Source organism: Gordonia aichiensis, assembly GCF_039946255.1.
In the GTDB taxonomy this organism is placed as follows: domain Bacteria; phylum Actinomycetota; class Actinomycetes; order Mycobacteriales; family Mycobacteriaceae; genus Gordonia; species Gordonia aichiensis_A.
In genome coordinates this window covers 16,195-29,882 of the sequence record NZ_JBCDWL010000022.1, presented here as the reverse complement: position 1 = coordinate 29,882, position 13,688 = coordinate 16,195, and the positions used below count along the sequence as shown (strand labels likewise).

Sequence of the window (13,688 nt, the reverse complement as noted above, 5' to 3'; positions counted from 1 at the left end):
GGCGGCAGCCGAGACACGCCTCACGGACGATACTGAATCTGATCTTGTAGTACTGGGTGGGGAAACAGTACTGTTGTGGACAGTTCAGTACTGTCCGACCGTCGATCGAGGAGACCGCCGTGCCCGTCAACCGTTTGCTGCCCACCGAAGAGGCTCGCGATCTCATCGACCTGACCCGCGACATCGCCGACAAGGTCCTCGCGCCCATCGTCGACGAGCACGAGAAGGCCGAGAAGTACCCCGACGGCGTCTTCGCGCAGCTCGGCGAGGCGGGGCTGCTGAGCCTGCCGTACCCGGAGGAGTGGGGCGGCGGGGGTCAGCCCTACGAGGTGTACCTGCAGGTGCTCGAGGAGATCGCCGCGCGGTGGGCGGCGATCGGCGTCGCGGTGAGCGTGCACAGCCTGGCCTGCCACCCGCTGTTCGCCTTCGGCACCCGCGAGCAGCAGGAGCGGTGGCTGCCCGAGATGCTCGGCGGCCGCACGATCGGCGCATACAGCCTGTCCGAACCGCAGGCCGGGTCGGACGCCGCCGCGCTGGCCTGCCGCGCGACCGCCGTCGACGGCGGCTACCGAGTCACCGGCGAGAAGGCGTGGATCACCCACGGCGGGCTGGCCGACTTCTACAACCTCTTCGCCCGTACCGGCGAGGGGTCGAAGGGCATCTCGTGCTTCCTGGTGCCCGACGGCACCGATGGGCTCACCTTCGGCCGTCCCGAGGAGAAGATGGGGCTGGCTGCGGTGCCCACGACCTCGGCCCGGTACGACGACGCCTTCCTGTCCGCAGACCGCCGGATCGGCGACGAGGGGCAGGGGCTGCAGATCGCGTTCAGCGCGCTCGACTCGGGACGACTCGGGATCGCCGCCGTCGCCACCGGCATCGCGCAGGCCGCCCTCGACGAGGCCGTCGCCTACGCCAAGGAGCGCGAGACCTTCGGGCGCAAGATCATCGACCACCAGGGGCTCGGCTTCCTGCTGGCCGACATGGCGGCGGCTGTGGATTCGGCGCGCGCCACCTACCTGGATGCGGCCCGCCGCCGCGACGCGGGGCTGCCGTACTCGCGCAACGCCTCGGTCGCCAAGCTGGTCGCCACGGATGCGGCGATGAAGGTCACCACCGATGCGGTGCAGGTCTTCGGCGGCAACGGGTACACCCGCGACTTCCGCGTGGAGCGGTTCATGCGGGAAGCCAAGATCACCCAGATCTTCGAGGGCACCAATCAGATCCAGCGACTGGTGATCAGTCGATCGCTGGCGTAGGTCGCTGCGCCGCCCGGCCGATGTCCCCGCTGCGCCGCCCGGCCGATGTCGCACCCGGTGACTAAGCTGCCTGATATGGAACCCGTGTACGCCGGAGTCGTCTCAACCGCCCGTCTGCTGTGGCTGGCCCAGGGGCTGAAGTTCGAGATCTCAGGTGTGGAGAACATGCCCGCCTCCGGACCCGGAGTGGTGGCGATCAACCACACCGGCTACCTCGACTTCACCTTCGCCGGCATCCCCGCCTTCCTCGGCAAGCCCAAGCGGTACGTGCGGTTCATGGCCAAGAAGGAGGTCTTCGACAACGCCGTCGGCGGCCCGATCATGCGTTCGCTCAAGCACATCCCCGTGGATCGGGGCAACGGTGCGCAGAGCTACCGGGACGCCGTGGACTATCTCAAGCGCGGTGAGCTGGTCGGCGTCTACCCGGAGGCCACCATCAGCCGCAGCTTCGAGCTCAAGGCGTTCAAGTCGGGAGCGGCGCGGATGGCGCTCGAGGCCGATGCGCCGATCATTCCCACGGTGATCTGGGGGGCCCAGCGGATCTGGACCAAGGGGCACCCCAAGAACCTCGGCCGCACGGGTTTCAAGATCATGGTCGGCGTCGGGGAGCCGCTGGCGCCCGAAGGGACGCCCGAGGAGCTGACCGCGCGACTGTTCGCCTCGATGCGGGCCAAGCTGACCGAGCTGCAAGACGCCTACGGCGACTATCCGGCCGGCGAGTTCTGGGTGCCCGCCGCGCGCGGCGGCGGTGCGCCGACGCTCGAGGAGGCCGATGCGATGGATGCGGCAGACGCCGAGGCCAAGGCCGCCAGGCGGGCCCAGCGCGAGGCCGGGGAGCCGACGGACTGACGATGGAATCGGTGTATCGGACGCTGGAAGCGGTCGCGGGTTCGATTGCGGCGGGTCAGGGTGTCCGGCGCCGCTACTTCGGCCTGGAGAACATCCCGCGAACGGGCGGTGCCGTCGTGGCCGTGAACCACACCGCCTACGTCGACTTCCTGCCGCTCGGCCTCGGTCTGCACCGGCGCAGTCGGCGCGGCCGGTTCCTGGTCAAGTCCGAGCTGATGGACGTCGCCGTCATGCGTTACCTGGTCAGGCATGCCCGGGCGGTGCCGGTGGATCGGTCGGCGGGCACCGACGCGTACCGTGCCGCCGTTCAAGACCTCCGCGAGGGCGAGTTGATCGTCGTCTACCCGGAGTCGACGATCAGCCGCAGTTTCGAGCTCAAGGAGTTCAAGCACGGAGCGGTGCGGATGGCGGCCGAGGCCGGGGTGCCGGTGATTCCGACGATCGTCTGGGGCGCGCAACGGCAGTGGACCAAGGGCGCTCGCCGTCGAATCGGGCGCTCACGCATCCCGATCGACGTCGAGTTCGGGGCGCCGATCCACTTCGGTCCCGACACCGATGCGGTGGCGGGTACCGCGGTGCTGCGGGAGACGATGACGACGCTCCTGCACCGAGTGCAGGACAGGTATCCGGACGCCCCGCGGCGGGCGGACTGGCTGCCCTCTCGACTGGGCGGCAGCGCGCCGACGCCCGAACAGGCATTGGTGATCGAAGACGCGGAGGCCGCCGAGAAGGCCCGGCTCCGTGCACGTAGACATGGAGAACAACCCAGATGACAGAAGAATCGGCGACGACCGGTGTCGTGACGAGCGCGGGTGACTTCGGCCCGCCGTCGATGATCGCCTCCGACGTGGACGGCACGCTGATCGACGATCGGAATCAGATCACCGCGCGCACCTCGGAGGTGCTGCAGCAGGCCCGTCTGCAGGGCGTGGAACTGGTGCTCGCCACCGGTCGGCCGCCGCGGTGGATCCCGGAGATCACCGACCAATTGGCCGACACCCGCGCCGCGATCCGGTACGCCGTGTGCGCCAACGGCGCGATCGTCTACGACGTGCAGGCCGACCGAGTCCTGCACGTCTCGGCCCTGGCCCCCGAGTCGCTGAGCCGGATCGTCGAGATCTGCGCCGAGGCGCTGCCCGGCTGCGGGCTGGCCGCCGAACGCGCCGGCGCGACCGCGCACGACGCCGCGACGGAGCCCTTCGTGGCGACCCCGGGCTACCAGCACGCCTGGCTCAACCCCGACCACGTCTACGTCGGACTCGACGAGGTGGCGGCGGTTCCGGCGGTGAAGCTGCTGGCGCGGATGCCGGGCATGTCGTCGCGGGCGATGGCCGAGGCGGTGACCCCGCTGGTCGGCGACCTGGCCGAGGTCACCTTCTCGATCGACACCGGGCTGGTCGAGTTCTCGCTGCCCGGCACGCACAAGGCGGCGGGTCTGTCGTGGCTGGTGGACAACACCGACGTCGACGGCCTCGCCCCGGTGGCCTTCGGCGACATGCCCAACGACGCGCAGATGCTGCGCTGGGCGGCGCGCGGGGTGGCGATGGGCCACGGCGATCCGGTGGCGATCGAAGCCGCCGACGAGGTGACCGCGTCGAACGTCGACGACGGTGTCGCCAAGGTGCTCGAGCGCTGGTTCTAAGGCTCTGCGCCGGCGGTCGCCGGCACCAAGCGTGACCCGGTTGTGACTCGGTTGTGACCGTGGGAACTTGTCGCGCCCGCCTTCAAGTCACTACTGTCACAGACGTCCCACTAGTCACATGAACCACAGACGTGCGGTGGTTCTGCCCGAAGGGGTTTCGCAGTGCCAAACGTTCGACCGAGCCGAGCCAAGAAGCGGACTGTCACTTTTGCAGCGCTGGGCCTGGCGCCCGTCCTGCTCGCAGGCGGGTTGGTCGCGGGCGGCACCGGCCTCTTCTCGTCGACGGGCGACTCCGCCGGCGGCGTCGTGCTGGCGGCGGATTCGCCGATCGTCCTCGACGGGCACGGACACGGGCACGGCCGAGGTCTGGGGCAGTGGGGGGCGTACGGATACGCGAAGCAGGGCTGGTCGGCAGACCAGATCCTGCGGCATTACTACGGCAACACGGTCGCGGGGAAGGTGGGCACCCCCGACGTCACGGTCTCGCTCAGCGAGAAGTCGTCGGCGAGTGTTCATGCGGCCGCCGGAATGCGCGTAGGTGCGGAGCAGGTCGCTCCCGGACAGGCGGTCAGCCTGTCCGGGACCACGGCCACCATCACGCAGGGCTGCGGCGGTGCGCTGGTCAAGACGGTGCAGGCGACCCAGGTCGATCCGATCGATCCGGGAACCAACCGCCCCGACAACGAACTGCTGACCTTCTGCGCCGGTGGCGACAAGTACCGGGGCTCGATCGGGCTGGGACCGGGCGGTGTGGTCAACAAGCTGCACGTCGACGACTACGTCAAGGGCGTCATCCCGAAGGAGTCGATGCCGTCGTGGGCCGACTCCGGCGGTTTCGAGGCGCTGAAGGCGCAGGCGGTCGCGGCGCGCTCGTACGTGGTCGCGGGTCTCGCGTCGGGCCGAAAGATGGACAACACCCAGCAGTCGCAGATGTACCACGGGGCCTCGGGCGAGGACCCGCGCACCAACCGCGCCGCCGATGCGACCGCCGGACAGGTCCGACTGCTGAACGGCAGGCCCGCGCTCACCGAGTTCTCCGCGTCGACCGGCGGATACACCGCGGGCGGCATCTTCCCGGCCGTGCGCGACGCCGGCGACTCGATCGCCCCGGCGCATTCGTGGACGGCGACGGTCAGCGCGTCGAGCATCGGCTCGGCGTTCGGCGTCGGCGCACTCAAGAGCTTCGAGGTGATCGAGGCCAACGGCCTCGGCGAGGGCAGCGGCCGCGCACTGAAGGTGCGGGTCGTCGGCACCGGTGGGACGGTCGAGGCGACCGGCGACCAAGCTCGCACCAAGCTGCAGCTCAAGTCGGACTGGTTCGCGGTCAAGGGCCAGAAGTCGATGCCGAAGATCGTCAAACCGCAGGTGGGACCGGACTCGCCCGGTGGCTCTCTGCTCGACCTGAGCCCGCTGAACTCCCTGCTGGGACAGTTGGTGCCCGGCTTGCCGATCGTCGGGCTGCCCGACGTCGCAGGCTTGATCGGTCAGGTGACGCCGATGGTCGAACAGTTGCTGACCGAGGGGATCAAGGCGCTCGCGGCCAAGCAGGTGGCCCTCGATCGCAGCGACAACTCGCAGGGGTCGACCGGCACCGTCGCTGCGCCGCAGCTGCTGACCGACGGCAAGGGAATGCCGGGTCTGGTGCAGGTGCTCCAGAACGGAGTCCTCTACTTCAGTCCCGCCACCGGCGCCCACGCGCTGGTCGGGCAGGCGCTCACCGACTTCCTCAACGCCGGTGGCCTGGCGAAGCTGGGCTTCCCGACCGCCGACGCCCTCCGCTAGCTCCGCGGGGGACCGATCTCACACCTGATGTGGCCGTTCGCGTGCCGCGCGCTGCAGAAATACTCAGGTACGGTCCGATAGGCTGAACAGCCGTGACGAACAACAGCACCTTCGACTTGATCGTGGTCGGTTCGGGTTTCTACGGCCTGACCGTCGCCGAGCGTGCGGCAACCCAGCTCGGAAAGCGAGTGCTCGTCGTCGAACGCCGTGACCACATCGGTGGCAACGCGTATTCGGAGGCAGAGCCCGAGACCGGGATCGAAGTCCACAAGTACGGCGCTCACCTGTTCCACACCTCCAACGAGCGGGTGTGGGAGTACGTCAATCAGTTCACCGAGTTCACCGGCTACCAGCACCGGGTGTTCGCGATGCACGACGGCCAGGCCTACCAGTTCCCGATGGGCCTGGGGCTGGTGTCGCAGTTCTTCGGCCGCTACTTCACCCCGGACGAGGCGCGCGCCCTGATCGCCGAGCAGGCCGCCGAGGTCGACACCGCGGCCGCCGCGAACTTCGAAGAGAAGGCCATCAGCCTGGTGGGGCGCCCGCTGTACGAGGCGTTCATCAAGCACTACACCGCCAAGCAGTGGGAGACGGACCCGAAGAACCTGCCCGCGGGCAACATCACCCGGCTGCCGGTCCGCTACAACTTCGACAACCGCTACTTCAACGACACCCACGAGGGTCTGCCGGTGGCGGGTTACACCGCATGGCTGGAGAACATGGCCGCCGACGACCGCATCGAGGTGCGCCTGTCGACGGACTGGTTCGACGTGCGCGACGAACTGCGCGCCGCCAGCCCCGACGCGCCCGTGGTCTACACCGGCCCCCTCGACCGCTACTTCGACTACTCCGCGGGCCGTCTCGGCTGGCGCACCCTCGACTTCGAACTCGAAGTGCTCCCGACGGGCGACTTCCAGGGCACCCCGGTGATGAACTACAACGACGCCGACGTCCCGTTCACCCGCATCCACGAGTTCCGGCACTTCCATCCCGAGCGCAAGGACTACCCGACCGACAAGACCGTCATCATGCGGGAGTTCGGCCGGTTCGCGCGCGACGAGGACGAGCCGTACTACCCGATCAACACCCCCGACGACCGGACCATGCTGGCCGCCTACCGCGAACTGGCCAAGGCGGAGGCGTCGTCGTCGAAGGTCCTGTTCGGCGGCCGGCTGGGCACCTACCAGTACCTCGACATGCACATGGCGATCGCGAGCGCGCTGACCATGTTCGACAACACGCTGGCCCCGCACCTGCGCGACGGTGCGCCGCTGGCCGAGAAGGAGAGCTGAATGCCCGATCCCGCCACCTCGTCCAAGGCGGTCAGCCTCCTGCAGCGGGTCATCTTCCCGCGTCCCGGCGAACCACTGGACGTGCGGTCCCTGTACCTGGTGGAGTCGGCGAGCAACTCCGCGCGCGCCCACGCCTCCGACGACCGCACCAGCGTCGAGCTGAGCGCGGACTCGCAGATCAGCTTCGCCACCTACTTCAACGCCTTCGCCGCGTCGTACTGGCGGCGCTGGAGCGTGCTCGAGTCGGTGGTCCTGCGGGTGCAGGTGCGCGGCACCGCACGCGTTGACCTGTACCGCTCCAAGATCGACGGTTCGCGCATCGCGATCGGCGGCGACCTCGTCGAGCTCGGCTCGGACGGGACCGGCGTCTTCGAGTTCGAGACCGACCTCGGTCCATTCGAGGACGGCGGCTGGATCTGGTTCGACGTCACCACCGACACGCAGGCGCAGATCGTCTCGGCGGGCTGGTACGCGCCGATCGAGCCGCCGGATGCCGGGAGCAGCGCGAGCGGGTCTGATGGACACCGGGGGGCCGGCAACGTGACCGTCGGCATTCCGACGTTCAACCGTCCAGGCGACGCGGTCGCGGCGCTGGCCGCACTGACCTCCGATCCCGCCGTAGACGCCGTCATCGACGCCGTGCTGATGCCCGACCAGGGCACCCGCAAGGTCGTCGACGAGGCCGGCTACGCCGAGGCCGCCGACCGGCTAGGCGACCGCCTGCACCTGTTCGACCAGGGCAATCTCGGCGGCTCGGGCGGCTACGCCCGCATCATGTACGAGGCGCTGCGCCTCACCGACAGCCCGTACATCCTGTACATGGACGACGACATCATGATCGAGCCCGACTCGATCCTGCGCGCGCTGGCGCTGTCGCGGTTCGCGAAGTCGCCGATGCTGGTCGGCGGGCAGATGCTCAACCTGCAGGACCGCAGCCACCTGCACTGCATGGGCGAGGTCATCGACCGCCACAAGTTCATGTGGACCGCCGCGCCCTTCGTCGAGTACGACCACGACTTCTCGAAGTACCCGCTCAGCGACCGCGACAACTCCAAGAACCTGCACCGCCGGATCGACGTCGAGGGCAACGGCTGGTGGATGTGCATGATCCCGCGCGAGGTCGCGCAGACCATCGGGCTGCCGATGCCCCTGTTCATCAAGTGGGACGACTGGGAGTTCGCGCTGCGCGCCGAGCGCGCAGGCTATCCGACCGCGACCATCCCCGGCATCGCGATCTGGCACATGGCCTGGAGCGACAAGGACGACGCCATCGACTGGCAGGCGTACTTCCACTTGCGCAACCGTCTGGTGGTCGCCTCGATCTACACCGACGGCTCCATCGACGGCATCCTGACCTCGATGGCCAAGGCCACCGCCAAGCACCTGCTGTGCCTGGAGTACTCGACGGTCGCCATCCAGAACGAGGCCATCCGCGACTTTCTCGCCGGCCCCGACCACATTCGGTCCATCCTGCCGACCGCGCTCGGGAAGGTCGCCGGGATCCGCAAGGGCTACCCCGACGCCGTGGTGCTGCCCTCGGCCACCGACCTGCCGACGACGACCGGTGAGGCCACCGCGCTCGGCGTCAACGAGCCGAAGGGGCCGGTCGCGAAGATCAAGGCCCTGGCGGCGGCCGTCGTCAACAACGCCCGCCCCGCCGACCCGCGTCACCACAGCGTGCCGCAGGCCAACTACCCGCCGATCGAGGCCCGCTGGTTCTCGCTCGGCCGGGTCGACGGGGTCACCGTCACCACCGCCGACGGGCGCGGTGTGGTGTACCGCCAGCGGGATCGAGACAAGATGCTGGCGCTCGGCGCCGAATCGGCGGCGCTGGTCAAACAGCTCCGCAGCGAGTTCGACGCCAAGCGTGCGGAGTACCGCGCCGCGCATGACGACCTGGTGAGCAAGGAGAGTTGGGCCCGTGTCTTCGGAATCGATTGAGCAGCAGGCCGATCCGGCGACGGGGGAGGCTGCGATCCTGGTGGCCGTCCAGAACGCGATCGCCGAGCGGCCCGGCGTCGTGTCGGGAGCACGCGGACTGTCGCACTTCGGCGAGCACTCGCTCGGCTGGCTCGCGCTGGCGGGCGCCGGGGCCTACGCCGCGCACCGTCGCGGCGACGAGACGGCGCGCCGACGCTACCTGGAGGCGGGCGCCGGAGCCTTCGTCGCCCACGCGGCTTCGGTGGTGATCAAGCGGGTCGTCCGGCGTCGACGCCCGAACCACCCGGACATCCGGATCGGGGTCGGCACCCCGAGCAAGCTGAGCTTCCCCTCGAGCCACGCCACGTCGACGACCGCCGCGGCGATCCTGCTCGGCCGGGCGACCGGCAGCGGCGCGGCGCAGGTTCTGGTGCCCGCGGCCGTCGTTCCGCCGATGCTGCTTTCGCGGTTGGTCCTGGGTGTCCATTACCCTTCCGATGTGGCAGCCGGCGCGCTCGTCGGTGCATTGACCGCGGGCGCGGTGATCGCCGCCGATGCCAAGGCCCGCCCCCGAGACACGAGCAAGTGAGGTACCACCGATGAGCGAGGAGCCGATCGAGCACGGCGTCGCCGGTCCGCCGAAGAACCTGGCGACGGGGCTGATCAAGGCACTGCGCCCGCGTCAGTGGGTGAAGAACGTCCTGGTTCTCGCTGCCCCGATGGCGGCGGGCACCGACACGCTGACCGACGGACACCGGATGGCGAACGTCGGGATCGCCTTCGTCGCCTTCTGCCTGGTCGCGTCGTCGATCTACTTGATCAACGACGCGCTCGACGTCGAAGCCGACCGTCAGCACCCGACCAAGCGGTTCCGGCCGATCGCGGCCGGCGTGGTGCCCCGCAACTTCGCCTTCGCGCTCGCCGTGGTGCTCGCCGCCGCGTCGATCGGCATCGCCTTCGTGGCGAACTGGCAGACGGCCGTCACCATCGCCGTCTACCTGGTGATTCAGCTCGGCTACTGCTTCGGTCTCAAGCACCAGGCGGTCGTCGACATCTGCATCGTGTCGTCGGGCTTCCTGCTGCGCGCCATCGCCGGTGGTGTGGCGGCTGAGCTCCCCGAGGGCCTGTCGAAGTGGTTCCTGCTGGTGATGGCCTTCGGTTCGCTGTTCATGGCGGCGGGCAAGCGCTACGCCGAACTGCAGCTGGCCGAACGCACCGGTGCCAAGATCCGCAAGTCGCTCGAGTACTACACCACCACCTACCTGCGCTTCGTCTGGACGCTGTCGGCGACCGCCGTGGTCCTCTGCTACGGGCTGTGGGCGTTCGACGCCGACCGCGGCGACAACGTCTTCTACGCGATCTCGATGGTGCCGTTCACCATCGCCATCCTGCGTTACGCGGTGGACGTGGACGGCGGCGAAGCCGGCGAACCCGAAGAGGTGGCGCTGGGCGATCGCGTCCTGCAGTTCCTCGCGCTCTCGTGGGTCGTGCTGGTCGGTGTTGCGGTCTATGTCCCGCTCTGACAATCAGCCTCACGGCTCGGATGAGCCGACGTCGCTGATCCCGGTCGTCGTCGACGGCCCCGCCCCGGCGTCCGACGCCGACGGTCGGTCCAGGCCCTCGCGCCGCCGACTCATCGCCCCGATCACGAGCTTCTCGATCGGTGCCGTCGCGATCACCGTGCTGTTCGCCATCGGCGCCTGGCAGCGTCGCTGGATCGCCGACGACGGACTGATCGTGCTGCGCACGGTCCGCAACCTCCTGGCGGGCAACGGCCCGGTGTTCAACGCGGGCGAGCGGGTCGAGGCCAACACCTCGACGGCCTGGACCTATCTGATCTGGTTCTGGAGCTGGGTGACCGGCGCCGAACACACCGAGTACGTGGCACTGTGGGTGGCGCTGGTGCTGTCGGTCGCGGCGCTGCCGCTGGCGATGTACGGCACCGCCCGCCTGTACGGGCGCCGCGCGCTGGGTCCGGGGCTGACGCTGATCCTGCCGCTCGGTGCGATCGTGTACATCGTCATCCCGCCGGCGCGCGACTTCGCCACGTCGGGGCTCGAGAGCGGTCTGACGATCTTCTGGGTCGCGGCCCTGTGGTGCCAGTTCCTGGCCTGGGGTCGGCGAGATCCCGCCGACCCGAGTCGACGCTCGCGGGCGGCCTTCCTCGCCTTGGCGTTCACGGCGGGCATCGCCCCGCTGGTGCGCCCGGAGATCACCGTTCTCGGCGGGCTGGTGCTGCTGGTGCTGTTCTGCTCGCGCATCGGGTGGCGGATGCGAGTGGCGATGGTCGTCGTCGCAGGCACCTTGCCGATCGGCTACCAGATCTTCCGAATGGGCTACTACGCCGTCCTGGTGCCGAATCCGGCGATCGCGAAGGATGCCAGCGGTTCCAAATGGCACCAGGGCTTCGCCTACCTCAACAACCTCTTCAGCCCGTACACCCTGCTGCTGCCGGTGATCGTGGCGATCGTCGTCGGCGTGCTGCTCGCCGTCGGCTCCTACCTCACGCGCCGCGCCGGGGCGGAGAGCGACGGCGCCGCCGAGGCGGACGCAGCCGAGTCGTCGGCCGGATCCGTCGGCGGGCTGCGTCGTCGGTGGTCGCTGCTCGTCGATCATCTGCAGACGCAGAACGCGGTGGTGGCGACCGTGCTGGTCGCCGGTTTGATCCTGGGCCTGTACTGGCTGCGGCAGGGCGGCGACTTCATGCACGGCCGCGTCCTGCTGGCGCCGCTGTTCATCCTGTTGCTGCCGGTGATGGTGATCCCGGTGACGATCCCGGAGTCCCTCGCGTCGGCGCGGTCCCGCTACCAGCTGGGGGCCGGCCTGATCCTGCTCGGCGGGGTCGTCACCACCGTGTGGTGGGGAGTGGCGGTGAACCAGACGGTGCTGCCGAACGCGGGCATGGACATCGGGCGCGACGGAATCGTCGACGAGCGCCGCTTCTACGTGACCAACATGGGCAACGAGAACCCGATCACCGCGCAGGACTACCTCGACTACCCGCGCATGCGAGCCATGGTCGAGACGATCGAGCGCACCGAGGCCCGCGGCGGCGGGGTGATCCTGCCGTCGGCGAATTTCGACGAGTGGTACGTGGCGCCGCTGCCGAAGAAGATGCCGCCCGGCATTCCTCGTCAGACCACCGTGTACTTCCTCAATCTCGGCATGACGAGCATGAACGCTCCGCTCGACGTCCGGGTGGTCGATCAGATGGGGCTGGCGTACCCGCTCGCGGCGCACACGCCGCGGCTGACCGACGGCCGGATCGGGCACGACAAGCGGTTGCCGAGCGAGTGGGTGGTCGCCGAGAGCGGAAGTGTCGCGGGATATCCGGCGTTCATCAACCGCGACGAGGTCAAGATGGCGAAGGTGGCGCTGACCTGTCCGATGACGCAGGCCCGATTCGCCTCGTACAAGGGCACCTGGAGCTTCGCTCGGTTCCGGCACAATTTGCGCGAGGCCGTCGAGTTCAACAGCTATCGCATCGCGCGGGAGCCGAAGTACGAGATCGCACGTTGTGGACTGCAGATGCCCGCCGGTCTGGCCGACAACTGAGGACTTGCTCAGGAGAACCTGAGGCAATCCTGTGTCATGGGTCTCGCTGCTCGCCCTTGCCGCACTAGATATCGAAACGGTAACGTCCAATGGCGGACACGCGATAGACACCACGTGGGCCGAGCCAGCTGCCTCCGGCAGCCGTCTCGGACCAGGTGTGTTGCACCCGGAACCTGCCTTGTGATTGCCGTCACAGGGTTTGGTGAGGGTTGGCGAGTCGAATAGGCTCGCTCTATCTGGTTGCGGAAGTGACGAGAGTGACATCACTGCCGCCAGCCGTACAGACGCAGAAAGTCGACAGCGCAACCTGAGAGTTGAGGCTGTGGACATAACGCAGATTTAGGGAGAAAGCAGTCAATGCGCGTAGCTAAGAGCAAACCGCAGGCCGGCCATCGTCGGTTCACCGCGGTCCTCGTCGCAGTGCTCACTGCCATGGGCCTGATGGGAACCGCTCTCGGTGCCGGCCAGTCGAGCGCCGCCACCAAGGCGGACTTCTGGATTGACGCCTGCGGGATGCCGACCAACGGCGCCTTCGGCAACAAGTCGATGGCACCCGGGCAGGTCAAGGTGCAGGCCTGGCGCAAGGCGGGCAACACGCGCACGGTGATTCTGCTCGACGGCATGCGTGCGCGCTACGACCGCAGCGGCTGGGACATCGAGACCAATGCGCGGACACTCGCCGATCGCGGCGTCAACGTCGTCATGCCGGTCGGCGGACCCAACAGCTTCTACACCGACTGGGACGCTCCCTCCAACTTCAACGGTCAGCGCAAGGCCTACAAGTGGGGCTGCGTGATCGACAACCGCCTGGTCCCCGCGCTGCGCAGCAAGGGCTTCGCCAGCAAGGGCGGCAAGTACGCCATCATGGGCCTGTCGATGGGTGGCGGTGCGGCAGTCACGCACGCGGCTCAGCGTCGTGACCTCTACTACGCGGCCGGTTCGCTGTCGGGCTACCTGACGCTCTCGGCCCCGGGCATGCGCACCGCGTTGCGCCTGGCGATGCTCGACGTCGAGCCCGCTCCGTGGAACATCGACGCCATGTGGGGCGCGCCGTGGAGCCCGCGCTGGACCCAGAACGATCCGTTCATGCTGATCAACCGGATGCACGGCCTCAAGCTGTACATCGGTTCGGGCAACGGCTTCTTCGGGCGCTACAACTACCCGCAGAACGCCTTCGACGACCTGTTCAAGGGCACCCCGCTGGAACTGCTCGCCTTCGCGCAGGCCAAGGCCTTCGAAGCCGCCGCGTTCGTGCAGGGCGTTCCGGTCATGTCCTACTCGGCCAACGGCACGCACGCCTGGGGCTACTGGCAGGACATGCTGTGGAACGCGAAGGCTCGCGGGTTCTTCAACTGAGCCAGAGCCTGACGGCGATTCTCGACGCAGACGAGC

At 68.6% G+C, this 13,688-nt stretch carries 11 protein-coding genes; all 11 read left to right on the top strand.

Annotated elements, in window-relative coordinates; all coding sequences use genetic code 11:
• The first annotated feature begins 119 nt into the window (after positions 1-119).
• The 11 genes from AAFO60_RS18740 (at position 120) to AAFO60_RS18690 (ending at position 13,652) form a co-directional block, all read left to right on the top strand.
• Positions 120-1,256, top strand: coding sequence for an acyl-CoA dehydrogenase family protein (locus AAFO60_RS18740; protein ID WP_347957758.1), 1,137 nt, complete (start codon positions 120-122; stop codon positions 1,254-1,256).
• Between the two features lie 75 nt (positions 1,257-1,331).
• Positions 1,332-2,105 (top strand): lysophospholipid acyltransferase family protein, encoded by a 774-nt coding sequence (locus AAFO60_RS18735; RefSeq protein WP_347957757.1) that lies wholly within the window; start codon positions 1,332-1,334, stop codon positions 2,103-2,105.
• 2 nt (positions 2,106-2,107) lie between these two features.
• Positions 2,108-2,878: a lysophospholipid acyltransferase family protein gene (locus tag AAFO60_RS18730; RefSeq protein WP_347957756.1), complete on the top strand. Its 771-nt coding sequence runs from the start codon at positions 2,108-2,110 to the stop codon at positions 2,876-2,878.
• On the top strand, positions 2,875-3,747 hold the full coding sequence (locus tag AAFO60_RS18725) for an HAD family hydrolase (protein ID WP_347957755.1): 873 nt from the start codon (positions 2,875-2,877) through the stop codon (positions 3,745-3,747). Before AAFO60_RS18730 ends, AAFO60_RS18725 begins: the two co-directional genes overlap by 4 nt.
• A gap of 162 nt (positions 3,748-3,909) precedes the next feature.
• Entirely contained in the window at positions 3,910-5,529 is a 1,620-nt protein-coding gene (locus tag AAFO60_RS18720) for a SpoIID/LytB domain-containing protein (RefSeq protein ID WP_347957754.1), read from the top strand.
• A gap of 92 nt (positions 5,530-5,621) precedes the next feature.
• Positions 5,622-6,821, top strand: a complete 1,200-nt coding sequence (glf, locus tag AAFO60_RS18715; RefSeq protein ID WP_347957753.1) for a UDP-galactopyranose mutase — start codon at positions 5,622-5,624, stop codon at positions 6,819-6,821.
• A complete protein-coding gene (locus AAFO60_RS18710; protein ID WP_347957752.1) occupies positions 6,822-8,762 on the top strand; it encodes a glycosyltransferase in 1,941 nt (646 codons plus the stop codon). It abuts the gene before it with no gap.
• Positions 8,743-9,330: a phosphatase PAP2 family protein gene (locus AAFO60_RS18705; protein WP_347957751.1), complete on the top strand. Its 588-nt coding sequence runs from the start codon at positions 8,743-8,745 to the stop codon at positions 9,328-9,330. The genes AAFO60_RS18710 and AAFO60_RS18705 overlap by 20 nt, the downstream gene beginning before the upstream one ends.
• Before the next feature lie 10 nt (positions 9,331-9,340).
• Positions 9,341-10,264 (top strand): decaprenyl-phosphate phosphoribosyltransferase, encoded by a 924-nt coding sequence (locus tag AAFO60_RS18700; protein WP_347957750.1) that lies wholly within the window; start codon positions 9,341-9,343, stop codon positions 10,262-10,264.
• On the top strand, positions 10,251-12,296 hold the full coding sequence (gene zomB, locus AAFO60_RS18695) for a flagellar motor control protein ZomB (RefSeq protein WP_347957749.1): 2,046 nt from the start codon (positions 10,251-10,253) through the stop codon (positions 12,294-12,296). The genes AAFO60_RS18700 and zomB overlap by 14 nt, the downstream gene beginning before the upstream one ends.
• 357 nt (positions 12,297-12,653) lie before the next feature.
• Positions 12,654-13,652 carry an alpha/beta hydrolase gene (locus AAFO60_RS18690; RefSeq protein ID WP_347957748.1) on the top strand — a complete coding sequence of 333 codons (999 nt, stop codon included), beginning with the start codon at positions 12,654-12,656 and terminating at the stop codon, positions 13,650-13,652.
• Positions 13,653-13,688 lie beyond the last annotated feature (36 nt).